Raw genomic sequence first — 26,462 nt, forward strand, 5'->3', positions numbered from 1 at the left:
ATTTTCTACCGCAAAAGGTTTACGGCTCATGTTCTGCTTTGGCATCAATTCGATAAATGATCTGCAGACAAACAAAGGCTACAAAAATGCCTGCGACAAGCCAAAACCCTAAAAAAGGAAGCCCCATCACAATAGGATGAACCTGATTGACAAAAGGAACCATCCCTACAGTCCAAATAAATGGAATCAACGTCAAAATGACTTTCAAAAACTTCATAGCAACCCCTCCTTTTAAAAAAATAGAGACACTTCGCCTAAGTGCCTCTCCCTTGAGTAAATCAATTCTGTTACAAAAACATTATAATACGTATTTATCGAAAGAACAACTATTTTTTCGCACCACTTGTCTCCTGGGAAAGAGCAATCGCCTTCACAACTTCGCCAGCAATGATTAAACCGACAACCGAAGGAACAAAAGCGATACTCCCTGGGATTTGATTGCGCGTCGTGCACGTACGAGTACTGCCACTAGGACAAATACAGCTCGACGCACAACTAGAATTCTCTGTTTCCTGCGGCACTAACGGCTGTTCCTTCGAATAGACGACTTTCAGCTTCGGTATGCCGCGCTTTTTCAATTCCTTACGCATCACTTTCGCCAAGGGACAAACGGATGTCCGGTAGATATCAGCCACTTCAAAGCGCGTCGGATCTAGCTTATTGCCTGCTCCCATGCTGCTAATAATCGGAATATTACGCTTATTAGCCTGCACAACAAGATCAATTTTCGCTGTCACCGTATCAATGGCATCGACAATATAGTCATAGTCGCTAGCGAGCAGCCGATCGGCCTGATCTGGCAGATAAAACTCCTGAAAAATTTCGACTTCAGCTTGGGGATTAATCTCTAAAATTCGCTCACGCATGACCTCAACTTTCGGTCTTCCCACTGTTTTCGTAGTAGCATGAAGTTGTCGGTTAATATTCGTTAGACAAATACAATCATCATCGACAAGAACAAACCGTCCCACGCCGCTGCGAACTAAGCCTTCCACAACGAAAGTACCTACACCGCCAATACCAAAAATAGCTACCTTACTCTGTTTTAATTTTTCTAACCCTTCAGCGCCAAGTAAAAGCTCTGTTCTAGAAAATTTATGAAGCATCATGTCACCCTTTATTATTTAATATTATTTGAATTCGTCAGCCCCTAAAGCTGATCGGCATACAAAGTTAAATCATGGAGATCCGTCATATATTCATCAGCGCCAAAAAGATGTTTTACAGTATCCCGCGGCAAAGCGCCGAAGGCGGCGCCCCCGACAAGTACTTTTATATTATCAAAAGCCCTGTCTTTGCGCAGGCTAGTAATAATCTGCTTAGTATCTGGTAAATGATCCGAAAGAGTCACCGAAATCCCCAAAAGTTTCGGTTCTATTTGCCGCAACACGCCTTCCACATCTCGCGATGGGACATTACTGCCCATAAAAGTTACATCCCACCCCTTTAAAAATAAAATATCAGCAGCCATTTTAGCACCAAGCTCGTGATATTCTTTGGCTGTTGCAAAAATCACGGCTCGCGGCCTTACCGTTTCAGCTGACGGCAACGTTTCCAGCATCGCCCGAGCAAATAAAACTGCCATAACTTGACTAGCTGAAGCAGTAGCAATATGCTCTTGGGCAGCGCTAATTTTCCCCTGCTGCCATTGCTTACCAATATAATACATCACGGTCTTGACAATCTCTTCGTAAAAATCCAACAGCGAATCATATTCAGCCCTAGCTGTTTGAAAAACAGGTAAGGCCTGACTAAAATCTTTGCTAAGCAAAATATCTGCTAGTTCAGGAATCGTAAACTTTTTCGCGATAAGTTTATTTTCATCCTGCTCTTTGCTGGTTTGACTCGCTTCGATGAAAAAGGAATGATACATAGTGAGCTGTTGCAATAGCTGCGCTAAATCGACCATACAACGATTGCCACTTCGTTCTAGTAAGGCCTTTTCTAGGCTTTGAAAGAGAAGTGGAAAATATTCATAGGCAAACCCACGCGCCTGATAAGTCCCATAAAGCCAGGAAATTTGCTCAAGTAGCATTTTCTGATTCGCAAAGTGACAGTACACTAGCAAAATAGCGTTGAACCGATGCAGTATTTCATACATCAGTGGTCGTTGTTCGGTCTGTCGACCAATAAGCTGATCAAGCATGGGATGCTTTTCCAGTTGCTCTCGTGTTTTGAGAAAAACAGAGTAACGCGCCACTTCATAAAACTGCTTCGAAACGATGCTAATTTTAGGTAAAGAAACATCAACTACTGCTAATGACTCCATCGGCCCCTTCTCCTCTTATGCGTTTACCTTTATTGTACTATAGAATGATCACTCTGAAAACCTTACAGGACTTTTTGTTAGCTTTTTTTGATTTTTTATATCGTTTTTTGTCGACAGTCATCTTAATGAGCAGGATTTAATCAATAGGTTAGGGAAATAGTTACAATCGTCCTATTCTTTTTTGGGTTGGGAGTGAAATTATGAAAGAGCTGAATCTTTTACTCGCCACGAAGCAGAATCGAGACATAGATCTGATCCAGCAGCATCTTCAGCAATTTGGTTTTATCTTTACGATTACCCCGATTGCCACTTTAGAAAATTTCACAATGCACCTCATGCCATCTGCTTGGGATGTCATTATTGCCGAATATGAACCGTATTTCCTCTTAAAAGCCCTTACATTCTGTCAAAAACAGCAGAATTCGCCGCCTTTTATTATTCTAGCTGATATAGCCGATGAGGCTACGATTGTAGAGTGCCTCCATGCTGGCGCCTGTGATTTTATCACGCGCTCTCGCCTGGAACGCCTCGGTCCAGCTCTCCTGCGCGAACAAGCGGCAAATCGACTTGCTCAATTCGGCTCTTTGGCAAACACCGAGGATGGTAGAGATCGTTTTCGTTATTTAAGCCAACATGATTTCTTGACAGAACTATATAACCGTTCCTACTTTGAAGCGGAAATGCTACGTCTATCGCAAGAAAAATATGCGCCTATCGGTATTATTGTTGGCGACATTGACGGATTAAAACTTGTAAATGATACCCTAGGCAATGAAACAGGCGATGTTCTACTCATGATTGCCGCTGGACTTTTGCGCGAAGCGGCGCCGCCGCAAGTCTGCGTAGCCCGTACAGGCGGCGATGAATTTGCTATTTTACTGCCTAATACAACCTTGGCAGCCCTAGAAATCATCGCTAAGGAAATTCGCTATAAGACGGCTTTAATCAATCAAACACAACAAAGTCTCAATTTAAGCTTATCCATTGGGTATGCTTTATCAGACTGCAACCCGCATCCTGATTTAATTGCCTGCTACAAACAGGCTGACACTCACATGTATCGGGAAAAACTGCATCGTAATAAAAGCGCCCGCAGCTCGATTGTTCAAACAGCTATGAAGCTTTTAGAAGCGCGTGATTTTATTACGGAAGGCCATGCTGATCGAATGCAAGATCTTGCCGAAGCATTAGGAGAGCTGCTTGCTCTACCGCAAGAAAGCCTCAGCGATTTAAGGCTCTTGGCTCAGTTTCATGATATTGGTAAAATAGGTATTCCTGATCGGATTCTCTTTAAACCAGACAGTTTAACAACAGAAGAATACAGTGAGATGCAACGGCATTGCGAAATTGGCTATCGTATCGCCTATTCTGCGCCAGATTTAATTCCCATTGCTGAGCAAATTCTAAAACACCATGAGTGGTGGAACGGCCAAGGCTATCCTTTCGGCCTAGCGGGAGAAGAAATCCCGTTAGCTTGCCGTATTTTGTCGATTGTCGATGCCTATGATGCTATGACAAGCGACAGACCTTATCGTAAAGCCATGCCCTCAGAACAGGCGCTGCAAGAACTGCAACGTTGCGCCGGCAAGCAATTTGATCCGACACTTGTGGAAGTCTTTACTGAGTTAATAAAAAAACATATATCGCCCTGATAGAGAGGAAGTAAATTACCATGGACAAAACTTGTACCCCTGAAAATTCGCTATTCACTTTTTATGAAGCTCTCGGCTTTGAAGAGGTGGAAATTGAAGATGGTTTAACAGCGCTTTGTGTAGAAGAAAAATTAGACGGTCCCTACGGCTTGCTGACTGATGAAGCAGGCAATATCCCCGCTTCTTTAGCCAAAGGCCTTGTTTTTGCCTGTTATTCCGAGCAAGATGCTTTTCTCTGGAGCGCCACCTTCAAAAACTCCCAGCAGTTTCGCGATCTTTGGTTAAAGGCAGCCTCTCTGCCAGACCGCTTTGCCGCTATAGCTGAATATAGCCAAAAACAGCACGAAGAGTAGATAAAATTTAGTCAAGCTATTTTTCGCAATTTTTTGTAATATTGTTGTATTTCCCCTCACAAGAGCCTATAATAAAGCTAGAGAGACATAGAGAAAAGTAGTGAGGGGGATTTGAAAATGGCACAACTGGCGGCTATCTTACAAAGCGACTCAAACGCTACAGCAAAACACTTACTAGAAGAGCTTGATTCTTTGGAGGACAGAACCTGCAGTCACTGCACCCACTGTACAAGCTGCAACATAGAATGCGGCGATATTCGGATCTTTGAGAATATGCGTAAAGAAATTCTCGAACTAACAAGTCATTCCTACTAGTTAAACCGAGAAAAAAGGACTATCACCAAAGCAGCTATACGCTGCTTTCCGGCGATAGTCCTTTTTTACCGATCATTTACAATAACAGGACTTTTCGCCTTGTCTTTTCCATTAAAATCCCGCCTCTCCTCCCATTGCCGCCGCTGCCGTAATAGGCTATCATATTTATAATAAGCAACTATTATAATATTGTAAATTTTACGGCAATAGAAGGAGGTGTTCATGTATGCCAGCCCAAGAATTACACTCTTATGAATTACCAAAGTTAAAGGCCGGAATGCTGCTCGGCAAAAGCGTTCTCGATTTACGCGGACGTATTTTGTTATCAGAAGGAACTGTTTTGAGTGATCCGCTCATTGACCGCCTCTTCCGTCTCGGCGTAGAAGATGTAATGATTCAAGAAGAAGCTAGCGTAACACTGGAAGGTTCAGTGACACTGGAAGCTGCCAAAGTCGAATCATTGCACAAAGCCGCAAAAGTCATTAAAGACGCCTTTAAGGCCATTGAGCATTATGATAAAGTCCCCGTAAAAGTATTTGAAAACGTGGCTAAAAGCGACCTGATTCCCATTGTCAACGGCCCTGCTTCACTCAATTATTTAACACTCGATCACCCTGCTCCAGAATATCTCTTTAACCATTCGATGAATGTAGGCCTCTTAAGCGGCGCGATTGGCAAATGGCTCGGTTATGAAGAAAAAGCAATCTCTGATCTTATTATGGCCGGATTATTACATGATATTGGCAAAGCTAAAATCCCCGCGGAACTTGTAAATAAACCAGGAAAACTCTCTGAAGCGGAAATGAAGGTTATGCGTCTTCATGCTACTTATAGTTATAGTATGATCGCTTCCCTTCCCGGAATTTCCAAAGAAGCCGCTTTTGCGGTTCTCCAACATCATGAGCGCCTTGACGGTAGCGGCTATCCCGGCCATTTTACGGCTGATAAAATCCATCCCTATAGTCGTATTGTCGCCATCGCCGATACCTATGATGCCATGATCTCCAATCGACTGTACAGTGAAAAAGTAACTCCATTTGCCGCAGCGGAACACTTAAGCAAAAATATGTATGGAAAATTCGATATTGAAATTTGCTCAACCTTTCTCAATGAATTTGGACAATCTATATCAGGCAATATGGTCAAACTGACTGACGGCTCAGAAGGCCAGCTTATCATTACGGGTCCTTTTGTTACTGCCAAACCGATTCTTCATCGGTTAGATGGACAGTTTGTCACCCTACCCGATTTTAAAAGCATTGCCGAAATTATGCCTTATCCCATTTCTTCATAAAGGAGATGACAACAATGGCGGCCTTTGCCCGGCTTTATGCTTTAGACGATGTACACCCCGGTATGAAACTCGGTGATGATGTCTTAGATAGCCGCAATAAAATCCTCCTTGTCAAAGGTACGACTCTGAATGAGTCGCTGCTACTTCACCTGGAACACTTAGGGGTAGAATACGTTCCAATCGAAACGGAGCAGCCGGTTATTTCCATCCAGCCAATCGTGTTAGAAAAAAGCAAACTAGCCTTGCTTGAAAATGCCGTAACAACACTCAAACAAGCATTTCAAGTCATTGCCACACGCAAAGTCGTTCCTTTAAAAGTTTTTATAACGATTGCTGAAAACTATGTACTGCCCCTAGCCTTGTCATCTGGCGCCATTAGCTACCTCAATGTGGAAAATTCAGCAGAAGACTATTTGTATCACCATTCAGTCCGTGTAGGCCTCTTAAGCGGCGCCATGGGGAAATGGCTCGGCTATAGTCGCACAGAAATCAAACAACTTACGCTAGCAGGTCTTCTGCATGATATTGGCAAACTCACCTTAAATCAAGCACTGCTCGATAAACCGGTAAGCCTGAGCCCTGAAGAGTGGAAACTCATGAAGGAACACCCGTCGCAAGCCTATAAAATGTTGCTTAGCTGTCGCGGTATGGAACCGCCTGTAGCGCTTGCTGTCCTACAGCATCACGAACGTCTTGATGGCAGCGGTTATCCTGGCGGTTTTACAGCGCCAAAGATTCACCCCTTCGGCCGTATTCTAGCCATTGCTGACAGTTATGATGCGATGATATCAGACCGTTTATATCAAGAGCGTATGAGCCCCTTCCAAGCGATCCAAAGCCTCATTGGCGATATGTACACGAAGCTTGATGCCGAACTTTGTACAACCTTCTTAATTCAGTCCTCTTACGCAATGGTTGGCAACGTAGTAGAACTAGAAGATGGCCGAGAGGGTGAAATCATCTATTCAGGTCATTACTTAAGCCCACGACCCATTCTGGCCTTTGAAAACGGCGAATGTCTCTCGTTAACTGATTGGAAAGGCATTCAACGAATTCGTAGTTGTATCCCCTCTATTCATTAAAAACCAAACCGGAACAAGGCGCCTATTACAGTTGCCTGTTCCGGTTTATTTTTTCTGTGTCCTTATGCCAAATAGGTACTACCCAAAACCATTTTCAACACTTCCGACGAGCCAACGCCAATATCCATCAGTCTGGCATCGCGAGCATAGCGCTCTAAAGGATGATGCTTCATATACCCATGACCGCCAAGTACCTGCAGGGCTTCATAAGTAATCTCCTGCGCCGCCCGTGCACCATAGAGTTTAGCAATAGATGCTTTTTCACTATAATCACTGCCTGCGGCTCGTCCTTTGACAGCATCAGCCGTTAACAGACGATAGGCCTGTAAGGAAATGACCATGTTAGCCGTCTTTTCCTGCATCGCATAGAGCTTACTGATCGGTTTACCAAAAGCTTGCCGTTTTTTCGCATAGGCCGTAGCCGCTGCAAATGCGGCTTCAGCAATGCCAAGCCCCATAACGGCCATTCCTAGCCGTCCGCCTACAAGACCGTATAAAGCCGCTTTAAAGCCACTATTCACATTTCCAACAATCTGCTCTTCCTGAATCTCAACTTGGTTCAAGAGCAAGCTCGTCGTCTGCGAACTCCGGCAGCCAAGCTTCTCTAGCGGTTCCCCAATGGTGAATCCTGTTGCGCCTTTTTCTAAAATTACAAGACTAATTCCCTTAGCTCCGAGATCAGGCGCTGTTTTTACGGCAATAAAGTAAAGATCCGCCAAAGCGCCATTGGTACAAAAATACTTTGTGCCGGAAAGCGACCATCCTTGCTCTGTTTTTACTGCCAATGCCTCTATCGCCGCGGCATCAGAACCAGCTTGCGGTTCACTGATCGTAAATGCGGCAATCTTATCTCCCTGAAGCATGGGCCTTAAATACGTAGCTTGTTGCTCCTTCGTACCAAATTTCAGTAAAGTATCACAAGCCATCCAATGAACAATTAAGGTGAGGGCTACACCAGCGCTTGCTTTGGCGATTTCCGTAACAGCCTGGTAAACCGTTTCCACATCCCGCCCAGCGCCGCCATATTCTTGCGGATATTGACTCCCCCATAGCCCTAGCTCCTGTAAATCCCCCAACAATTCACGAGGAAAACGGTTCTCCTTATCAAGGGTATAGGCAAGCGGCGACAGTTTTTTATCGCAAAAGGCGCGGACTTTCTCTAACCACTCCTCCATGGCCTCAGCCTCCTAATACCATTTCGTGAAAATCATCAGCTACGTCAAAATCGGCCTCAGTAATGGCTCTAACATCATCAATCGTAACGCCAGGAGCCGTTTCTCGCAAAATCAGACGATTTTTTCCGACGTTAAATACAGCTTTTTCCGTAATAATCATCTTAACAGTACCTTTTCCGGTTAGCGGCAGCTCGCAACGTTTCTTCACCTTGGAAACTCCATCTTTATCAGTATGCATCAAACAAGCAACCACTTGCTTCGTCCCATAAGTCAAATCCATAGCGCCGCCAATCCCTGGCCACCATTTGCCTTTGCGCTTTACAGCCCAATTGGCAATATTCCCTTCCTGATCGACCTCTAATGCGCCTAAAATCGTGATATCAAGGAATCCCTTGCGCATAATGGCAAAAGAAACGCCCACAGAAAAGATTGATGCGCCTGGCAACATCGTAACTGGTTCGCCGCCGGCATTACCAATATCAGAATCGGCAAGATCGGCCTTCGGACTCGGTCCGAACCCTAAAGCGCCATTTTCTGTATGAAAAATTAAATTTACGCCTTCCGGCAAATAATTGACTGCTTGGGTAGGCATGCCAAAACCCAGATTGACAATCTGCCCATCCTTCAATTCCTGTGCCGCCCGTCGGGCGATCAATTCTCTCGGATCCATCAATGATACCTCCCTTATTTTACCTAATTCTGTATAAGCTACGCCTTCAACTTGCCTTTAGAAAGCCAGTCGCGTCGATAAATATCATCCTGTTCAGCTAATGTGTAACCTTTGACGACAGCATTCACAAAAATCCCCGGCGTTCCTACCCGTTCCGGTGAAATAGTACCGACAGGCACAATTTCATTGACTTCTGCAATCGTAAATTGTCCCGCCATAGCGACTTCCTGCTGATCATTAATTCCAGTCTGACGATATTCTAAATTGCCCATTTCATCAGCTCGCCAGGCTTTGACAATGGAAACTTCTGCCGTTAAAGCAGGCTCAATGAAGCATTCTATGCCATTTATAACAAGTTTCGCCTTCGGCTCTTCTAAATGAGGAAATAAGCCCGCTTCATCTAAGATTCCGACACCAACTGGAATGAGCGCCGCTGGCAATCCCACAGCCCCGGCATGGACCTTTTCTACCCAGGTTCCCATCGGAAAAAACTGCTTTACCATAAGTCTGTCAGCTAAATACTCTTCCGTAGATTCCGGTGTTGTCCCAACATGGCTTGAAATCAATTCTTTCACCATTTGATTCTTATAGAGAAGCGCTTTGCCAAACCCAGCTCTACCTGGCGTAATGGCAATAAGAGTCAGATCCTTTACCTGTTTTTCAATAAGACCTTCAATACATTTTAGGGGAGTGCCTACATCTAAGAAGCCCCCCATCATGATGCGACTGCCATCATGAACGACTTCTAGCGCCTCCTTCAAGGTCATAACTTTGGATTTCACAGTAAAACCCCTCCTTCACCAAGGCAACATAACTGCTACGCCTGGTCTTTTTGTCAATTTTATTAATTGCAAGAATAATGCCAAAAGTCACGATTCTTATTTTATCTGAGTTTCAGCCCTTCGATACGATTCGCCAACAAAAAAATTGCAAAAAAGCGTCACTAAAGGAGACACGCCTCCATGGCAAAGTGTCTCTTTTGGTGACGCTAATAAGAAATAAAATTGCATTCAACCCCTAATCTAATTGCAACCGTTTCAACTTTTTATATAAGACAGACCGCTGCATGCCCAATTCACGGGCTGCCGCTGCTTTATTTCCCTTATGACGCTCTAAGGCTTCCAACAACAATGTCCGTTCCTTTTCCTCAAGAATCGTTTGATAAGAACCTTCCTGTTCCAGTTTCTTACTGACTGGATCATTTTTCTCTAGAAAACCAGGTATAACTGCCAAATCAATAAGCGGCTCATCACTCCAGATTACAGCTTGCTCTAAAAGATTTTCTAGTTCCCGTACATTTCCCGGCCAAGAATAATTCGTCAGATACTCCATCGAAGCTGTTGTTACCCCGCGGGCATCCGTCCCCAGCTTCTTATTTAACTTATCAATCAATCCCGCAATAAACATGGGAATTTCTTCGCGTCTTTCTCGCAGCGGCGGAATCTCGATTTCTAAAACCTTCAAGCGATAATAAAGATCCTCACGAAACCGATGCTCGGCCACCAGTTGCGGCAAATTCTGATTGGTAGCGGAAATAACTCGAATATCGTCAAGTCCAATGGATTTCGTATCGCCAATACGTTCTACCTGCCGTTCCTGTAAAACCTGAAGTAACTTGGCCTGCATAAATAAAGGCATATCGCCAATCTCATCTAGAAACAACGTACCGCCGAGAGCCAGCTCAAATTTACCGGGTTTTCCGCCGCGGCGGGCGCCAGTAAAAGCGCCATCTACATAGCCGAACAGCTCTGACTCCAAGAGTGTTTCTGGTATAGCCGCACAATTAACACGAATAAAGGGACCTTCACTACGGGTGGAACGACTATGAATCGCTTCCGCTAAAATTCCCTTGCCTGTACCGCTTTCGCCAGTAATCAAAAGATTCGAACTCGTCCGGGAAGCTCGCCGCGCCAATCGCTTTACGAGCAGCATCCCTTCTGACTCGCCAATAATCTGCCGACAAGTGTGAAGTTCGCGAAAAAAACTATTGCGGCAAACATTCGGACGAACGAGCCGATTAGCTACTTCATGAGCCGTAATCATATCGGGAAAAAGCGTCTTGACAACAGCGCCAATAATTCGCTTGCCTTGTTTTAAGGGAAAACGAGCTACAACCAATTCATGACCGCCAAGGTTTAAGGTCTCTCCCCATTGCGAATGGCTTTCCGCTACCGTATCAACTAACCGGCAATCAGGAATGACCTCCCACACATTTTTGCCCAGAACCTCCGCTTCTGTAAGGCGAAGCAACTTTAAGAAAAAAGAATTCACATAAATAACTTGACCTGTTGCATCAATAGCTAAAACACCCTGAAAAGGCGTATCAAGCATCGCTTCTAGCCATTCATTCCGTTTGATTTCCACCATATGAGGCCTCCTTCTGTTTCTACTTTTATGATGAAACCGATCGCTGGGCCGCCCATCCACGGGCCAAAACAGCAATAATCACAATCACGCCACCGATGAAAGCATACTCTCCTGGCACTTCACCTAAAATGAAGAAAACCCAGAGTGGATTTAAAATTGGTTCCAGCGTAGTAATCAAAACAGCATCCAAAGCTTTTACATAGGAAATCGCCCAGGAATAAAGCACATAGGCCAAGCCGAGCTGTACTACCCCCAGATACGCCATTGCCGTTAGATTGGCAACACTAAGAGTAAGTTCACCCCAAAAAGGAAACGTCAAAAGAAAAGTGATTCCATTGCCAAGCAATATGGAGCTATAGGGCGATTCATCTTTTTGACGCCGCATGAAAATAAATAAAAAAGCATAGGCAATACCACTGCCAACGGCACATAAATTACCAATCATCCCATCAAGATTCACCCGATCGAAAAAGAAAAAAACCATACCGAGAAACACAAAAAAAATCGCAATCCAATCGCGCCGCTTCGCTGGTTCTCCCAAAAGCCAACCGCCGAAAAGCGCCACATAGAGCGGCGCCGTATACTGCAACAAAATGGCATTTGCCGCTGTTGTCATTTTAGTGGCAATAACAAATAATGTTACGGCACTGCAATAAGCCACAGCGCCGCCCCAAACGACAGGTCCCAGCCGCAAGGGCTGACGACGAAAACAAATTGCGATGACAAAGGCTGCAATGAGACTGCGCACCCCCGCTACAGCCAGAGGGTTCCACTCAACCCATTTGATCATTACGCCGCCGGTGCTCCAGATGAAAGCGGTGCAAAAGAGAGCGACTGTTGCTTTATTATTTATTGTCATGAACGAAGATGTCCTTTCTGAGCAAGAGCGAAATTATCGCAATACACTTTCTATTGCGTCTTTTTACTTTTCTGTTTACAAGATTGATCTGAAATGATAGTATGACAACGTTATTAAATTAAAGAGGTGTTAAGGATACATGGAAAAGTTAAACCTTTTGGCCCGCATTAACAAACTGGCAACCCTCGTACACAGCAAAGACGTAGCACAAACCCTTTCGACAGAAACGTTAACGGAATTAAAAGCGACTCTCGACGAAATGACAGAAGAATATATTGCAGCTTACTGCTAAAGAATCTATAAATAGAATTCTTTAGAAAAATTCCCGCTTTAAACAAAAAAATCCTGCAAAAAACAGCAGCCGGATCTCACTGATGAGATCCGGCTGTTTTGTTATATTTAGAATACCTCTCTACTTGTTAAAGCATGGCTAACCTTATAAGCTTCCCGTACCCATAGCAAATCATGGAAAACAGCTTCACTTAAAATTAGCCCTCTAGAAAGATTTTCTTCCTTTCGCAAAAATTCCAATTCCCCTGGCATATAAATTTTATTAACTTTGTCAGCATGACGCGATGCTTTCAAAGAATCAATCAACGCATCCACTCCTTCTTTGAATTCTTCCTTTTGTAAAAAAGCCTCAATGCTAATAGCGCCAAGAAAAAAACCTACACCATCTTTAATGCTTCCATCGTAATTCTTCGTTGCGGCTAAAAAGGCCCCGCTTAAGACACCGCTTAGCACTTGAACCATAATCGCTAAGCCCGATCCCTTATAACCGCCAAAAGGAACTACTCCGCCAATTAAAGCTTCTTTCGCATCTGTAGTAGGGTTACCATTACGATCAAGCGCCCAATCTGCTGGAATCGCTTGCCCTTCCAAGGCGGCGTTTTTAATCCGATTAAATGCAGCATTACTTGTCGCTGCATCAAAAACTAAGGGGTAGCGTTCTTGCGATGGCACAGCGATACAAATAGGGTTTGTGCCAAGAACACGTGAAGTCCCGCCATATACACTCATATTAGGATTACTATTACATAAAGCAATTCCAATCATATCTTCTGGCAAAGCCATCATCGCATAAAATCCGGCAATACCAAAATGCCGCCCTCGTTTCACCGTAGCAAAGGCGATACCTGCTTCTTTCGCTTTAGCAATACAGCGTTGCATTGCAAAAGTACCACTAACAGCACCTAAAGCAAAATCACCATCAATCGCCAAAGTTGCTGCGGTTTCTTTGGTAATTCGAATGTGAGGTTCAGGACGAAAAAGCGCTTGAGCTAAACTGTCAGCATATTCTCTGACGCGCGCCACCCCATGAGATTTCACGCCGCGCAGTTCCGCTTCGATGAGATTATCCGCCGTAATACAGGCATCAAATTCTGAGACGCCAAGCGAAACAAAAACAGCTTGGCAAAAAGAATGTAGGTCACGATGATTGATACAGTACTGCATCATGAAATCAGCTTCTTCCTTATTTATGAACTTAAATGGTTATACGCGGTCGCTGCTTACTTTATTTCCGAAGGAATTGTAAAGTCACCTTCTAAAAATTTTTCTGATAAAGCTTTCAATGTTCCATCTTTTTTCATATCTCTAAGAGCAGCATCTATACGGTCTGCTAATTTAGCTGATTCAGCATCTTTGCGCAAAATATAAAAAGTAGGAACAGGTGTAAGGTTTTCGCCAATAGCCTTAAGACCATAATTTAGCGTAGCATTTGCTTCCTTGACGGTAATCCGATTATCGATAGAGGCATCGGCCCGTCCGGTAGCCACCATATTAAGCGTTTCTGACGCGCCTTTATCGGTCAGCAGAAATTTGATTTGGGGCTCGGCTGTTTCATTATACTTTTTTAAATCCCGATAAGAAGGGCTTGTCGGTACCAAAGCCACTGTTTTGCCTCGCAAATCATCTAAGGTCTGAATATCATTTCGACTTTCTTTAATGACAATCTGATTGTCTTTTAAGTTATTGGCCTCTTTGGTAAATAGATATTTCGTATCACGGTCACTGTTATGAACCATTTGATTAGCGATTATATCTATCTGCTTCGCTTCAAGCGCCACAAAAGCACTTTCCAAACTCATTAGTTTATAGTCAAATTTAATATCGGGATTACGTTTTTCGATTTCCTTTAAAATTTCAATATCAAAACCTGTCAAATTGTTTTTTTCATCCATATAGGTATAAGGTTTATAGGTTCCCCTTGTTGCTACGTAGTAAGTCTTTACCTTACTGCTATCGGCTCCGTTACTCTTTGAACCGCAGCCAGCCGCCGCCAAACTAATAATCCCTATTACTACGATGGCAAAAAAACAGATCATTCTTTTCTTAATCATAGCGCGCTTCCCCTTTTACCTGCTCTAGTTTTTTCAGCCGCACAACAGCTTCCTGCAAAACACTTTCTTTCATACAAAAAGCGAAACGCAGCCAAACCCGACCGGTTTCACGCACCTGATCATCAAAATAAAACCCAGAAAGGGGGCGTGCGGCAAGCCCCACCGTCTCAATGAGATAACGCGCGAAATCCCAGTCGTCGGCAATACCAAACCGCGAAAAATCAGCTAAAACGAAATAGCCGCCATCAGGCTTTACATAAGGAATCTTCAGTTCTTCAAAAGCATCTGTCAAAATACTTAAGCGTCGTTTATAATCAACCCGTAGTTTTTCATAATACGAGGCTTTAACCTGAAGTGCTTCGACCATACTGATTTGAAACGGCAAAGCCGAACTTAGCGTCAAATACTGATGAACCTTACGAATTCCCTTGGTAACAATTGGCGGTGCAATCACATAGCCTAAACGCCAGCCGGTTACAGCATAGACTTTAGAAAAACCATTTGTGATAATCGTCTTTTCTCGTAAGCCAGATAAGGTCCATATCGGCAGCGGCGGCTCCGCTTGATAGTAAAAATCGTCATAAATTTCATCAGTAATTACAAACAAATCGTAGTCTCTCACCAGTTGAGCGACCGCCTCAGTTTCTTCGCGCGTAAAAATCCGTCCAGAAGGATTATGAGGCGAATTAAACAGTATTGCTTTCGTTTTTGGCGTAATGGCAGCAGCGACTTTTGCTATATCCAAATGAAAATCCGGCTCGATTAAATCGACATAAATAGGCCTCCCGCCTGCTAAAAGTATACCGCCTTGATAGGAAGCAAAGGCTGGTGACAAGATAATCACTTCATCACCGGGATCCAACAGGGCTAAGAAAGCGGCTGTCAAACTTTCCGTAACACCGCTGCAAACTGTAATTTCCGTTTCGAAATCAAAAGAAACATTCCACTTTGCGGCAATTCTCGTTGCAATCCCCTGCCGCAAGCTTTTCAACCCCATGGTCGGCGCATATTGATTGCAATCGCGCTGAATCGCGTCAATCGCCGCCTCCTTAAATTTTTCCTCTGTGGGATAATCAGGTTTGCCACTCCCCAAATCAACAGCTTGATAGTGCATTGCCAAATCACCTAGTTCCTTAAAGCTTGGAACTTGAATCTTATTCAGTCTTGTCGCTAATTTTCTTTCAGATACATGCTGCATTCCCGCCAACTCCTCCTCGACGTTTCCCGCTAGCCCGATAATAAAAAAAGGCCAGAGAAATCCCTTCTTAGGATTTTCTCTAGCCTTCATAGATATGATCAGCTTGACAGAAACAATAGTAAAATTCCTATAAAATATACTAATTGAAAATTAAATTACCATACTATCAAATTTTTGTCAATTGAATTTTTTAATCTGCACTATTTAGCTTGGCTTCAAATTCAGCAGGCGATGGCAGCGTTTCTACAGCCCACCAGGGATCGCAAGCTTCAAGTTCATGAAGCGCATAATTTCCTGTGGCTATCGCAATCGTTTTCGCGCCAATACTTTTACCGCAGCTCACATCATTGGGCGTATCCCCAATAACAAAAAACTGCAGCGACTCATGGTGGCCATAATGTTTTTTCATTTGTGCCAGAGCGTGTGCGGCAATATCATCACGGTTACTAAAACAATTGCAAAAGGCACTATGATCAAAATTAAAATACTTAGCAAGCTTAAAATGATTGAGCTTAATATCAGCCCCAGTCATCGTATTGCCTGTTAGCAGTAGCATTTCATAGTTCGCTTTCTTGCCTAGTGCTTCTAGTATGTCAATGACCGAAGGCATAATCCGTCCTTCTCTCACGGCAAGCTGAGCGGCTAAAAAGCGCTCATACGTTGTTGTAAGATGAACCGTTTCTTCATAGGAAGGCTCTTTTCCTGTGATGCGCCGGATAATCTGCTCAGAAATATAATGATCAGTCATCCCTGCTGTGCGAATCCCTTCAAAGGAAATGGATTTTCCCCATAGTTCGTTAACAGCTTGATCAAAGGCGATCAAACCGGCTTTGGCTGTACGAATCAAAGTACCGTCAATATCCCAGAATAAAATATTCATATTTTATACCCCTCTCATAATATAAAACCTAAGCAATTTCTGTAAGCTGCCAAGCCCCGTCAGGCTGGATTGTCAATTTTGCTTGATGAAATTGACGGAGCGTACCGCGATGTCCCACACTAACCAAGGCCGTATTTACCAGTTTGCGCCGCAACAATCCATATAGGGCTTGTTCACTCGGCTCGTCAAGGGCCGAAGTAGCCTCATCAAGAAACAACCAATCCGGTTGCTGCAATAGCGCTCTAGCAAAAGCAATGCGCTGTTGTTCTCCCAGTGATAGCAGATGCGACCAGTTTTCTACTTTATCTAGTTTATCAGAGAAAGCCTCTAATTGGCAAAGTTTCATAACTTCTTGCAATTTTTCTTCCATGCCCTCGCCTTTTCCGGGATAAAAGAAGGCTTCCCGCAGCGTACCTAGGGGCAAATAGGGCTTCTGCGGCAGAAACAACACCTTCGGCTGCTCAGGAAAAGCAATCTGCCCATTGCCAAAGGGCCAAATTCCAGCCAAAGTTCTAAGCAAAGTACTTTTACCGCAACCAGAAGGCCCCATGATTAACAGACTTTCTTTGGTCTTTAGCGTCAAGCCTAAATCTTTCAGTAACTTTTCGCCACTGGGCAAAGTCACATTTAGTTTGGCTACTTGTACATCTGACCGTTTTTCCTCGGAAATAGCTACAATAGATTCTTTTTGTAAATTTTGGACTTCTTCCATATGATCAATAAAACCAGTAAGACGGTTTACTACGGCGCGCCATTCCGCTAATACCGAGTAGCTATCCACAAAAAACGATAAAGCATCTTGTACTCGGCCGAAAGCGGAAGAAATCTGAATCAGTCCGCCTAGCTGAATTTGATTGCTGAAATACCGGGGCGCTGCCACTATAAAGGGAAAAATAATGGCAATTTGACTGTAGCCTGAAGTAAACCAAGTTAATTTTTTCTGGCATTTCATGAGTGCTTTAAAATTATCAAAAACGTGCTGAAAGCGCTTTTTTAGCACTTGACCTTCCTGGGCCTCGCCGCTATAAAAAGCTACCCCTTCGCTGTTTTCCCGAATTCGCACCAGTCCAAAACGAAAATCCGCTTCATAGCGTTGCTGGGCAAAATTAAGCCCGATAAGAGGACGACCGATTTTTGCCGTCAACCACGTACCGGCAATGGCGTAAAAAATGGCGACCCAAACCATGTAGCCGTAAATCGTCACACCAGAAACTTCGATGGTGCCAGATAACTGCCACAAAATGAAAATAAATGAAATCAGGGTAACGGAAGCTTTTAACAACCCCAAGCCTAGTTGAATCGTTAAAGTCACAAAGAGTTTCAGATCTTCACTAATTCGCTGGTCCGGATTGTCCGCTTTAGAGTCGGTAAGTTCTAGAAAATGATAGGTCTTATTATTAAGCCATTTTCCCAGGTATTCTTCCGTAATCCACCGCCGCCACTTGTTTTGCAGCATTTGCCGCAGGTACAGCTCATAAACAGCTACAAGAATATAACAAGTTGCCAAAATGCCAAACTGGCCAAGTGCCTGAAAAAAAGCATCCTCTTGTCTATTTTGCAACGTGTTATAGAATGTATTATTCCACTGATTTAACAAAACAAGTATGTAAACATGCGCCAACGTAAGTGCAATAATTACACCAAGCAGACCACGAGCTGGCCATTTTTCCCGGGAAAACCAGTAAGCTCGCGTCAACTGCCAGATTCTTTTTAAAAAAGTTTTTTTCGTCTTATTTACTGATTTCATAAGCCATTCCTTTCCCTGCCAAAATAAGTACTTTCACACTAATTGTTAAATAAAGGCTTTGCGGTTTCATCTACTCCTTATACTATGGACGCCTGCCAAAAACCTTTTTTGAAAATAAAGAAAACAAACAGCCCGCCCTGCCAAAAAGGATCACCCCTTCTTAGCAAAGCGGACTGTTAAAAATGATATTGCTATCTCGCCGATAGCATTAAGTCTGATATTGGACGTATTAAGCCTGTATTAGGCTGGCATTAAGTCTGGTATGCGCCTGTTTTATGGCAACATCGGCGCAATATTGGAAATCCATTTCAACTTGGGATCGTCATTTGGTACAAGTTTGCGGCCATAATCGCCGCCCATAACCCATAAATAGTAGACACGGAATCCTGGCGCTGAAGCAACAGGGTGATAGCCCTTCGGCAGAGCTACAGCATCACCATCTTTTATGATATGAGCTTCTCGCAGGGAAAGGTCGTCCGTATACATAACTTGAATGCCAAAACCTTCTTGCGGGGCTACCTTAAATAAATAAATTTCATCCATTTTCGCTTCATAAGGCGGATTATACGTATCATGCTTATGGGAAGGATAACTCGACCACTGACCGGAACAAGAGAAAGTTTCACCAAGGACAATCCGATGGACTTTTCCCTCCACTTTGTCTGTTAAAATATCATGGACATCGCGCTGCCAGTTTAAAACGCCGCGATGGGCCTTGCCAACCGCTTCGGGACGTACAATAAACGCCGGAAATTTCTTTTCAGCCGGAACAGATGCTACAGCCACTTCCAGTGCACGTCCGCCTGTTTCCTTGACTTCCCAGACACTATCAATCGGCACATACACCGTGGTAGCGGCTTCCGAAAATACATCTTTACGGCTTAAATGTTCGAATACTTGTCCATCAACAGTAATCTGGCAGGTTCCTGACAGCAAAACAAGCGCTACTTCTTCTTTAGCACTGTTGCCAGAATAGGTTTCTCCTCCCTGCAAAGTTAAAACAGCCATACCAGTAAATTCGGTCGTTTCACCGGCCTTAAACAGCTCTTTATAGCCCGCCTGCGCCGTAAAAGGTTTAAAATACTGCATAACTCATTCTCCCTTTCTCTCGTAAACTTTTCCACTAACATAATTTATTTAATTAATTAAGTTATTTGTATCATTCTTGTTTTCTAAAAAAAATCCTCCCTAAATTTAGAGAGAATTTTCTAAAATATTTATTCTACTTCCTCGCTAACAGAAAAAGCAAACAAGGGAGAATCAGCTGAATGCAATAATTTTCTTAAAGCCAAGGCACAGGCGCCGATGACGCCGGAATCAGCGCCCATAGCAGAAATTTCTACAGGCGTTACAGCGCCGACTTCAGAAAACACATGGGCGCGAACAACTTGATGCAATTCAGCTAAAAAAAGTTCTGCTGCAAAAGCGAGCTTGCCGCCAATAAATACTTTGTCAGGATTATAAAAGTTAATCATGTTAGCTACAGCCATACCCATATAACGCATTGCTTCTTTCGCTACAGAACTGGCGCAGGTATCCTGCTGATTCAAAGCTTGCAAAAACTCACCAACCGATAAAGTCATTTTGTCATTTTCATGCAAATGCTGCCAGTTATCTCTTACTCGCTGCAATAATGCCGGAGCGCCGCAAAGCGCCTCCAAACAGCCACGATTGCCACAACGACATAATGGGCCGTCCTCTTCCATAACCATGTGACCGATCTGACCAGCATACCCTTGTGATCCTTGGAAAATATTGTGGTTTAAAATAATCCCAGCGCTAATTCCCTCTCCCATATTAATATAAATCAAATTTTCACAGCCCTTGCCGCCGCCAAACCATTTTTCACCTAAAGCAGCCGCCTTAGAGTTTGTTTCCAGAAATACGGGAAGTCCCAGCGACTCTTCTAAAAAGCTTTTAATCGGATAATCTCGCCAAAGGGGACCCAAATTCACGGCCCGACGTACATCACAGCCACTTATGGTGAGCATCCCAGGAAAAGCAATTCCAATGCCAAGAATCTTCTTACTTTGCTGAGCGCAGCTTGCTAGCACTTCTTTCACCGCAGCTGCTAAGGCGGGCAAAGCGATCTGCGGCTCATTCATTGCCAAAGGAAAGCTCTTCAAGAGCTCCGGCTTATTCTGAAGATCCGCCAGAGCCAACGTCGTCTCTTTACTAGTAATTTCGATTCCCAAAACATAGGCCGCCTGAGCATGGAAGGCCAATTCGACTGGACGACGTCCCCCTTGCGACAGACCAAGACCGCTCTCTTTGACAAGACCTTGCTCAATTAAGTCGCGAATAATACCAGTAATGGCCGGTGGGGTAAGTCCCGTCATTTCGGCAATCTGCTGGCGTGAAATCGCTTCATTCTTTTTAATTATGTTGAGAATATTCATTCTATTTAACGTCTTCATATACTTGCTATTACCTGGCCGCTTCATATCGATCTCCTTCTACCTTACCTGCTAAAACTCGCAACAGGCTAGTTGTCACAAAATAATTCTTTTTAAAGATTCAACAGGGAGAGACAAAATCCTTTTGTCCCTCCCTGTCTATTCTTACCACATACTGACTATTGCTACCAACTATCCAGTGTATTCATTCATAGCGCAAAGCTTCAATGGGATCAAGCAAAGCGGCCTTACGGGCGGGATAAATTCCAAAAAAGAGGCCAATAAGCACCGAAAAGAAAAAAGCCGCGCCTACTGTAGGAAGCGAAACAACGGTCTGCCAACCAGCAAAAAAGGAAATGCCATAAGCTGTCCCAATGCCAAAAGCAATTCCTAACAGACCGCCAGCTAGACCAATTACCATGGCCTCAATCAAAAATTGCAGCAAAATATGGCGGTAATGAGCACCTAAGGCTTTACGGATTCCAATTTCCCGTGTCCGCTCCGTCACCGAAACCAGCATAATATTCATAATGCCAATTCCGCCTACCAAGAGAGAAATCGCGGCAATATTCCCAAGCAGCAGCGTAATGGTATTGGTCGCCTCACTGGCTGTCGCCATGACCGCTGCCAAATTTTTTACCGTAAAATCATCATTTGCCGTGGCGGCTAAACGATGTCTAGACCTTAGCAGTGAAGTAATCGCTTCCTGCAAATCAGTGATCACATCGCCGTTTTCCGCCTGAACATAAATCGTTTGAACATAGGTAATGCCTAGCAGCCGTTCCTGCGCTGTCGTGAGCGGCACAAGCACCGTATCATCTTGGTCCATGCCAGCGCCTGACTGCCCTTTACTTTCTAAGACGCCAATAATTCGAAAAGGGGCTTTATTAATCCGTATCGTCTTGCCTACAGGATCAATACCCGTAAACAGATTGTCAGCTACGGTCTTGCCAATTACAGCAACACGAGCGCGCGCGTCCACATCTTGAGTCGTAAATGAAGTCCCTTCGGCGATCGCCAGACTTCGAATCGAAAATAAATCAGGCGTAGTCCCTTGCACCGACGACAGCCAATTTTGATTGCCATAAATGAGTTGGTACTGGCGACTCACCACTGGCGCTGCCGCCAAAACACCAGGCAGCTCTCTGGCAATAGCCGTTGCATCTTTATCTGACAAGGTAATGCCCGAACCTGCCGCCTGCTTGGCTCCGCCACTGGTGGCCGTCCCTGGTGTAACGATTAGAAGATTACTGCCAAGTCCGGCAATAGAATTTTCTACCTTCTGTCTGACTCCCATACCAATGGAAACCATGGCAATAACGGCGGCTACGCCAATAATAATGCCAAGCATCGTAAGAATTGAACGTAGCTTATTTGCCACAAGACCAGCAAAAGCAATTCGAATGCTTTCCCAAAACATCATCAGGCCTCCTTTCGTTCATCGCCCATAATTCTGCCGTCTCGCACAAAAACGATACGTTTGGCCTGCTCAGCAATATCTATTTCATGCGTAACAAGCAGAATCGTCCGGCCTTGATCGTTGAGTTCCTGCAAAATCGCCATAACTTCATTCCCAGACTTTGTATCAAGGTTTCCCGTCGGTTCGTCAGCCATAATCAAAGTGGGGCGATTTACGAGCGCTCTAGCAATGGCAACACGCTGCCTTTGTCCGCCTGACAATTCGTTAGGCCTGTGGTCTAAGCGACCGCTTAGACCCACCATAGCTAACGCATCTTTGGCTAAAGCCAGTCGCTGCTCCTTGGCAAAGCCGCCATAAACAAGCGGCAAAGCCACATTCTGCAACGCCGACAACCGTGGTAAAAGATGAAAGCTTTGAAAGACAAAGCCGATTTTCTGATTTCGACAATCGGCTAAGGCATCATCGCTGAGATCAGCCACTTCCTGTCCGTCTAATTCATAAGAACCGTTCGTTGGTCTGTCGAGACAGCCTAAAATATTCATAAGTGTTGACTTGCCTGATCCGGACGGGCCCATAATAGCCGTAAAATCGCCTACCGACACGGCAAAATTCACATCAGCTAACGCTTGAACTTGATTTTCTCCCATAGAATACACTTTGCAAATATTCGTCAGTTTAATGCATATAGCCATGGTGATCACCTACCAAGTCCGCGCAGCATATTCATACCGCCAGCGCCTTGCGGGCCGCCAGAGCTTGTTGGTCCTGTCTGACTTTTTGCTTGCGGCAGAACCACTTGATCGTTGTCATTTAACCCACTCGTAATTTCGATCTGCGTATCGCTAGCAAGACCTGTCGTTACAGTTACGGCTTCGCTTTTGCCGCCGCGCAACACCGTTACTGTTGTTTGTCCGTTTACTGTTTTAAGCGCAGAGAGTGGTACAAGCAGCGCCTGCTCATTAACACCGACCGTAATCGTAACCCGAGCGGTCATCGTTGGCCGCAGCAATCCCGCCGGATCATCAATATCGACTAACACGCTATAATAAACAACATTTTGCTGTACTGTTGCCTTTTGCGATACATTGGCTACTACACCAGTAAAAACTTTTCCCGGATAAGCATCCACTGTAAAAGTTACTTTTTGTCCAGTTTTGACTTTGCCAATATCGGATTCGTCGACTTGGGCCTGAATTTGCATTTTGGACATATCCGCCACAGTCAGTAGCACCATGGGCGTAGAAATACCAGGAGCTACAGCCTGACCGGCTGGAATCGGTTTACCAATGACCGTACCGCTAATCGGCGCTTTGATTACTGTATCAGCGAGTTGCGACAAGGCATCATTATAAGCCGTCTGGGCCAACTGATAACTAAGACGGTCTGCAGCGAACTGCTGATCTGACATAGCTCCGGCCCTTCTTAATATTTCACTACGTTCATAAGTCGATGCCGCTTCCGCCAGTCGGTCACGGGCTTGCTGCACCTGACTTTGTAAGTGTGAATCATCAAGTGTCAATAAAATCTGCCCTACTGCCACTGCTTCATTCTCGCTAACTTTCACTTCCTTGATTAAACCGGATATCTTCGAACTAATATCCACCATATTGACAGGATTAATCGTCCCAGTAGCAGCTACTTCCGCCGTAATAGAGCCGCGCTCCACCAGTTTTGTGGCGCTACTGCTAATAGGAGTGCGGCTTTTACCGCCTTGAAAGAACAGGTAAAATACTGGCAAAGCAATGAGTAAAAGTAATGCAAGGAAGCGCCATTTATAGCGAAGCAAAAAACCTACCATATGTTACTTCCTCCTTTTACTTGCCGTCTACCGTAAGATTTACGGCCTTTTCTAAGCTGGCTTTCGCCACATTGTAATCATAGCGAGCCTGCGTCTCATTCGTTTTTGCTTGCGTTAAGGCCAGTTGCGCGTCAATTACATCAAGATTTGTGCCAGCACCAGCGGCATACTTCACTTTAGCAATTGATAAGTCTTCTGTAGCTTTGGCTGCGGCTTCACTTGAGGTTGTAATACGCTGCTTCGCTTCATTCATCGTTAAATAAGTTTGACGCACTTCGAGTTCCACAGCATTTCCCTGCTGCTTCGCTTGTTCCTGCGCCTTCAAAGAAGCCGCTTTCGCTTCTGCCGCTTTCGCTTTCGTCGCACCAGCATCAAAGAGATTCCAGCTTGCCGTAACACCAACGGACCAATTCCGGTTGCCTAAATCAAGATCTTTGCCTGACCAGCCTTCTGATCCGGTAAGACTCACTGTTGGCAGACGACCACTATTCGCAATCTGTTCGCCAACTTCAGCTGCTGTCACATTATTTTGCGCCTGCGCTAGTTCCGGACGATTTTGCGCCGCCATAGCAATGCTGTCCTCTAAAGAAAGTGTATACGGTTCAAAAGGCAATTGATCCTGATAAGAATAATCAAAGGACAAATCGCTGCCAATCGCATCATTTAACGCCGCCTTAGCCACATCATAGGCATTTTGAGCCTTCGTGAGATTCTGCTGAGCATTGGCCAATTCCACTTCACTGCGCAATACATCCTGCTTAGCAATCGTACCAGCAGCAAACTGCGCATTCACATTTTGCAGATGGTCTGTTAAGTTGCTTACCGCTTCCTGATTGACAGCAACCATATTTTTGGTCTGTAGTACTGTAAAATATTTTGTGGTTGCCGCTAAGCGCGCATCAGCCAAAGCTTTTTGCACACCAAGCTTGGCACTATCGGCACTCAGTTCCGCCTGCTTTACCTGTCCTTGCAAGCGCCCCCCGCTATAGAGCGCCCAGTTAAGGTGAAGTCCCGTCGATAAAGTGTCGCTGATTCCCTGTACAGCACCGCCGCGCGTTTCGCTGGCGCCTAAAGACAGTTGCGGCCATAAGCCTGATTTAGCGTCTTGGATGCCCCAGTTTGCTTTGTCTTCATCGGCTGCTGCTATTTTTACCGAAGGCTGATTCTTCAGCGCCATAGCCACACTATCATCAAGCGATAAGAGCGGAGCAGCGGCAAAAACCTGACTAGCAGCAAAAGCGAAGAGACTCGTAAGAGCTGCCGTTTTTCCGGTCCGAGATAAAGATCGTACCTTCATTTGTGTCATCCTCTCTGAATTTAAAAGCTAAAATAAAAAATCTGCGTCAGAAAGCAGCGCCTTAGCACTTGCTACTCTGTCACAGATTTCATTGTAGTCAGCCTTTTTTTGATTCTCTTTAGAGCGGCAGCCAAACCGATATAGTCGTTCCCGCCCCTAGAACACTTTCTAAACGCACCTTGCCCTTATGCTGATCAACAATCCACTGCGCAATGGCTAGCCCTAGCCCCGTACCGCCGCTTTGGCGGTTGCGGCCTTTGTCACTGCGAAAAAACCGATCAAACACAAAGGGAATATCTTCCGCCGCAATCCCGCAGCCCGTATCGGTAATCTTAAACATGATCTGCTCCTGCTCTCTGGCGCAGTAAAGCTCGATCAGCCCCCCTGGCGGCGTGTATTTCACGGCATTGTCTAAAAAAATAATCACAAGCTGCCTCAGTCGCTCCTGATCGCCTACAAGAAAAAGATCCTTGGCAATCGCCTCTGTTAACGCAAGCTTTTTCTGCTCCACGAGCGGTCGAAACTGCTCAATAATCTCCAGCAAGAGTTCACTAAAGGAAAAAAAGGTCTTTTCTAACTCTAAGCGGTTCGCATCAGAACGAGCCAAAGTAAGGAGCGTACCAATTAAATTCCCCATGCGAATGGCCTCACTTAAAATCACACGAAGACGCTTCAGTTCTGCTTGAATCGTTCGTTCTGGATGGCGCAATAATAGCTCCGTGCTGCTTTGAATAATGGCAATAGGCGTACGCAGTTCATGAGAAGCATCGGCCACAAAACGTTGCTGCTTATCCCAAGAGGCCTGAATCGGCACAAGGGATCGTTTCGCCAAAAAATAACTGGCCACAGCACTTGTCAATCCGCCAAAGAATAGGCTGATCATAATAATGCGGAATAAATGGAGCAATACTGCCGCCTCCGAGTCAATCAGCGCTACTGTCACTAGATCAGCCATATCGGCCGAAGGCTGCGCAATACTCTGCCGCCATAAACGATACACATGGTTGCCAATTCGATGAGTTTGGGGCTGATTGTTGAGCTGCTCAATCTGTTCGGTAATTTTATCCCGTTCCGCCACAGGCAAGGGCGCTTCACTAAAGAGTACACCTGCCGAGTTATGCCAAAAGACAAAAATTCTTGGATCTAAAAAGCCAAGTTCATCCCGTTTTCCCGCCTGTCTGTCGCGCCCCAAGACAAAAACATGGGCTTTTCGCGCCAAGGCATCATCGGTATCACGGTAGGTCTCATCAGCCACATAGCGATACAAAATGTAGCTAAAGCAAAGAAAGAACAGCAAAAACACCGAAAAATTCCAGATCGTAAGCCTTAGGAGCGTCTTTTTAAACAT

General features: G+C 44.6%; 26 protein-coding genes. 6 read left to right on the top strand and 20 right to left on the bottom strand.

Translation table 11 applies throughout. From position 1 onward, the window contains the following. Positions 1-19: 19 nt before the first annotated feature. The 3 genes from AC0MXB_RS09420 to AC0MXB_RS09430 all read right to left on the bottom strand — a co-directional run bounded on the left by AC0MXB_RS09420 (position 20) and on the right by AC0MXB_RS09430 (position 2,269). A complete protein-coding gene (locus AC0MXB_RS09420; RefSeq protein WP_474039414.1) occupies positions 20-217 on the bottom strand; it encodes a DUF3311 domain-containing protein in 198 nt (65 codons plus the stop codon). A 109-nt stretch (positions 218-326) separates the two neighbouring features. Next, complete coding sequence (locus AC0MXB_RS09425) at positions 327-1,106, bottom strand: tRNA threonylcarbamoyladenosine dehydratase (RefSeq protein WP_474039737.1); 780 nt, start codon at positions 1,104-1,106, stop codon at positions 327-329. A gap of 44 nt (positions 1,107-1,150) precedes the next feature. Next, on the bottom strand, positions 1,151-2,269 hold the full coding sequence (locus AC0MXB_RS09430; RefSeq protein ID WP_474039415.1) for a cobalamin B12-binding domain-containing protein: 1,119 nt from the start codon (positions 2,267-2,269) through the stop codon (positions 1,151-1,153). A 200-nt stretch (positions 2,270-2,469) separates the two neighbouring features. On the opposite strand from AC0MXB_RS09430, the gene AC0MXB_RS09435 reads away from it, so the two are divergent. From AC0MXB_RS09435 to AC0MXB_RS09455, 5 genes are all read left to right on the top strand, one after another. Next, a complete protein-coding gene (locus AC0MXB_RS09435; RefSeq protein ID WP_474039416.1) occupies positions 2,470-3,921 on the top strand; it encodes a bifunctional diguanylate cyclase/phosphohydrolase in 1,452 nt (483 codons plus the stop codon). 20 nt (positions 3,922-3,941) lie between these two features. Beyond that, positions 3,942-4,274 carry a hypothetical protein gene (locus AC0MXB_RS09440; RefSeq protein WP_474039417.1) on the top strand — a complete coding sequence of 111 codons (333 nt, stop codon included), beginning with the start codon at positions 3,942-3,944 and terminating at the stop codon, positions 4,272-4,274. 117 nt (positions 4,275-4,391) lie between these two features. Next, positions 4,392-4,589, top strand: a complete 198-nt coding sequence (locus tag AC0MXB_RS09445; RefSeq protein ID WP_474039418.1) for a hypothetical protein — start codon at positions 4,392-4,394, stop codon at positions 4,587-4,589. Positions 4,590-4,815: 226 nt separating this feature from the next. Then, positions 4,816-5,883 carry an HD-GYP domain-containing protein gene (locus AC0MXB_RS09450; protein WP_474039419.1) on the top strand — a complete coding sequence of 356 codons (1,068 nt, stop codon included), beginning with the start codon at positions 4,816-4,818 and terminating at the stop codon, positions 5,881-5,883. Between the two features lie 14 nt (positions 5,884-5,897). After that, positions 5,898-6,965 (top strand): HD-GYP domain-containing protein, encoded by a 1,068-nt coding sequence (locus tag AC0MXB_RS09455; protein WP_474039420.1) that lies wholly within the window; start codon positions 5,898-5,900, stop codon positions 6,963-6,965. Positions 6,966-7,027: 62 nt separating this feature from the next. Here AC0MXB_RS09455 and AC0MXB_RS09460 read toward each other — a convergent pair whose 3' ends face one another. The 5 genes from AC0MXB_RS09460 to AC0MXB_RS09480 all read right to left on the bottom strand — a co-directional run bounded on the left by AC0MXB_RS09460 (position 7,028) and on the right by AC0MXB_RS09480 (position 12,036). Beyond that, a complete protein-coding gene (locus AC0MXB_RS09460; protein ID WP_474039421.1) occupies positions 7,028-8,140 on the bottom strand; it encodes an acyl-CoA dehydrogenase family protein in 1,113 nt (370 codons plus the stop codon). Between the two features lie 4 nt (positions 8,141-8,144). Beyond that, the gene (locus tag AC0MXB_RS09465; RefSeq protein WP_474039422.1) at positions 8,145-8,810 is read right to left on the bottom strand and encodes a 3-oxoacid CoA-transferase subunit B; all 666 of its coding nucleotides are present in this window, start codon (positions 8,808-8,810) and stop codon (positions 8,145-8,147) included. Between the two features lie 38 nt (positions 8,811-8,848). Next, positions 8,849-9,592: a CoA transferase subunit A gene (locus tag AC0MXB_RS09470; protein ID WP_474039423.1), complete on the bottom strand. Its 744-nt coding sequence runs from the start codon at positions 9,590-9,592 to the stop codon at positions 8,849-8,851. Positions 9,593-9,827: 235 nt separating this feature from the next. Further along, the gene (locus AC0MXB_RS09475; RefSeq protein WP_474039424.1) at positions 9,828-11,177 is read right to left on the bottom strand and encodes a sigma-54 interaction domain-containing protein; all 1,350 of its coding nucleotides are present in this window, start codon (positions 11,175-11,177) and stop codon (positions 9,828-9,830) included. A gap of 25 nt (positions 11,178-11,202) precedes the next feature. Further along, on the bottom strand, positions 11,203-12,036 hold the full coding sequence (locus AC0MXB_RS09480; RefSeq protein WP_474039425.1) for a DMT family transporter: 834 nt from the start codon (positions 12,034-12,036) through the stop codon (positions 11,203-11,205). 139 nt (positions 12,037-12,175) lie between these two features. Here AC0MXB_RS09480 and AC0MXB_RS09485 point away from each other — a divergent pair, with 139 nt between their 5' ends. Then, on the top strand, positions 12,176-12,328 hold the full coding sequence (locus AC0MXB_RS09485; protein WP_474039426.1) for a hypothetical protein: 153 nt from the start codon (positions 12,176-12,178) through the stop codon (positions 12,326-12,328). 107 nt (positions 12,329-12,435) lie between these two features. On the opposite strand, the gene AC0MXB_RS09490 is transcribed toward AC0MXB_RS09485, so the two are convergent. From AC0MXB_RS09490 to AC0MXB_RS09545, 12 genes are all read right to left on the bottom strand, one after another. Beyond that, positions 12,436-13,494, bottom strand: coding sequence for an Ldh family oxidoreductase (locus AC0MXB_RS09490; RefSeq protein ID WP_474039427.1), 1,059 nt, complete (start codon positions 13,492-13,494; stop codon positions 12,436-12,438). 53 nt (positions 13,495-13,547) lie between these two features. Continuing rightward, the gene (locus tag AC0MXB_RS09495) at positions 13,548-14,378 is read right to left on the bottom strand and encodes a transporter substrate-binding domain-containing protein (protein WP_474039428.1); all 831 of its coding nucleotides are present in this window, start codon (positions 14,376-14,378) and stop codon (positions 13,548-13,550) included. Further along, positions 14,371-15,576 (bottom strand): pyridoxal phosphate-dependent aminotransferase, encoded by a 1,206-nt coding sequence (locus AC0MXB_RS09500; RefSeq protein WP_474039429.1) that lies wholly within the window; start codon positions 15,574-15,576, stop codon positions 14,371-14,373. The genes AC0MXB_RS09495 and AC0MXB_RS09500 overlap by 8 nt, the downstream gene beginning before the upstream one ends. Positions 15,577-15,766: 190 nt before the next feature. After that, positions 15,767-16,456: an HAD family hydrolase gene (locus AC0MXB_RS09505; RefSeq protein ID WP_474039430.1), complete on the bottom strand. Its 690-nt coding sequence runs from the start codon at positions 16,454-16,456 to the stop codon at positions 15,767-15,769. A gap of 28 nt (positions 16,457-16,484) precedes the next feature. Beyond that, complete coding sequence (locus tag AC0MXB_RS09510) at positions 16,485-18,203, bottom strand: ABC transporter ATP-binding protein/permease (protein WP_474039431.1); 1,719 nt, start codon at positions 18,201-18,203, stop codon at positions 16,485-16,487. 273 nt (positions 18,204-18,476) lie between these two features. Continuing rightward, a complete protein-coding gene (gene iolB / locus AC0MXB_RS09515; protein ID WP_474039432.1) occupies positions 18,477-19,292 on the bottom strand; it encodes a 5-deoxy-glucuronate isomerase in 816 nt (271 codons plus the stop codon). Positions 19,293-19,420: 128 nt separating this feature from the next. Further along, entirely contained in the window at positions 19,421-20,647 is a 1,227-nt protein-coding gene (locus tag AC0MXB_RS09520; RefSeq protein ID WP_474039433.1) for an ROK family transcriptional regulator, read from the bottom strand. Between the two features lie 157 nt (positions 20,648-20,804). After that, positions 20,805-22,019, bottom strand: coding sequence for an ABC transporter permease (locus AC0MXB_RS09525; RefSeq protein ID WP_474039738.1), 1,215 nt, complete (start codon positions 22,017-22,019; stop codon positions 20,805-20,807). A 2-nt stretch (positions 22,020-22,021) separates the two neighbouring features. Further along, positions 22,022-22,711, bottom strand: coding sequence for an ABC transporter ATP-binding protein (locus AC0MXB_RS09530; protein WP_474039434.1), 690 nt, complete (start codon positions 22,709-22,711; stop codon positions 22,022-22,024). Positions 22,712-22,716: 5 nt separating this feature from the next. Continuing rightward, positions 22,717-23,817 (bottom strand): efflux RND transporter periplasmic adaptor subunit, encoded by a 1,101-nt coding sequence (locus AC0MXB_RS09535; protein ID WP_474039435.1) that lies wholly within the window; start codon positions 23,815-23,817, stop codon positions 22,717-22,719. 16 nt (positions 23,818-23,833) lie between these two features. After that, complete coding sequence (locus AC0MXB_RS09540; protein ID WP_474039436.1) at positions 23,834-25,114, bottom strand: TolC family protein; 1,281 nt, start codon at positions 25,112-25,114, stop codon at positions 23,834-23,836. 118 nt (positions 25,115-25,232) lie between these two features. Further along, a complete protein-coding gene (locus AC0MXB_RS09545) occupies positions 25,233-26,462 on the bottom strand; it encodes a sensor histidine kinase (RefSeq protein ID WP_474039437.1) in 1,230 nt (409 codons plus the stop codon).

It is taken from the genome of Pelorhabdus sp. sgz311001 (assembly GCF_055901755.1).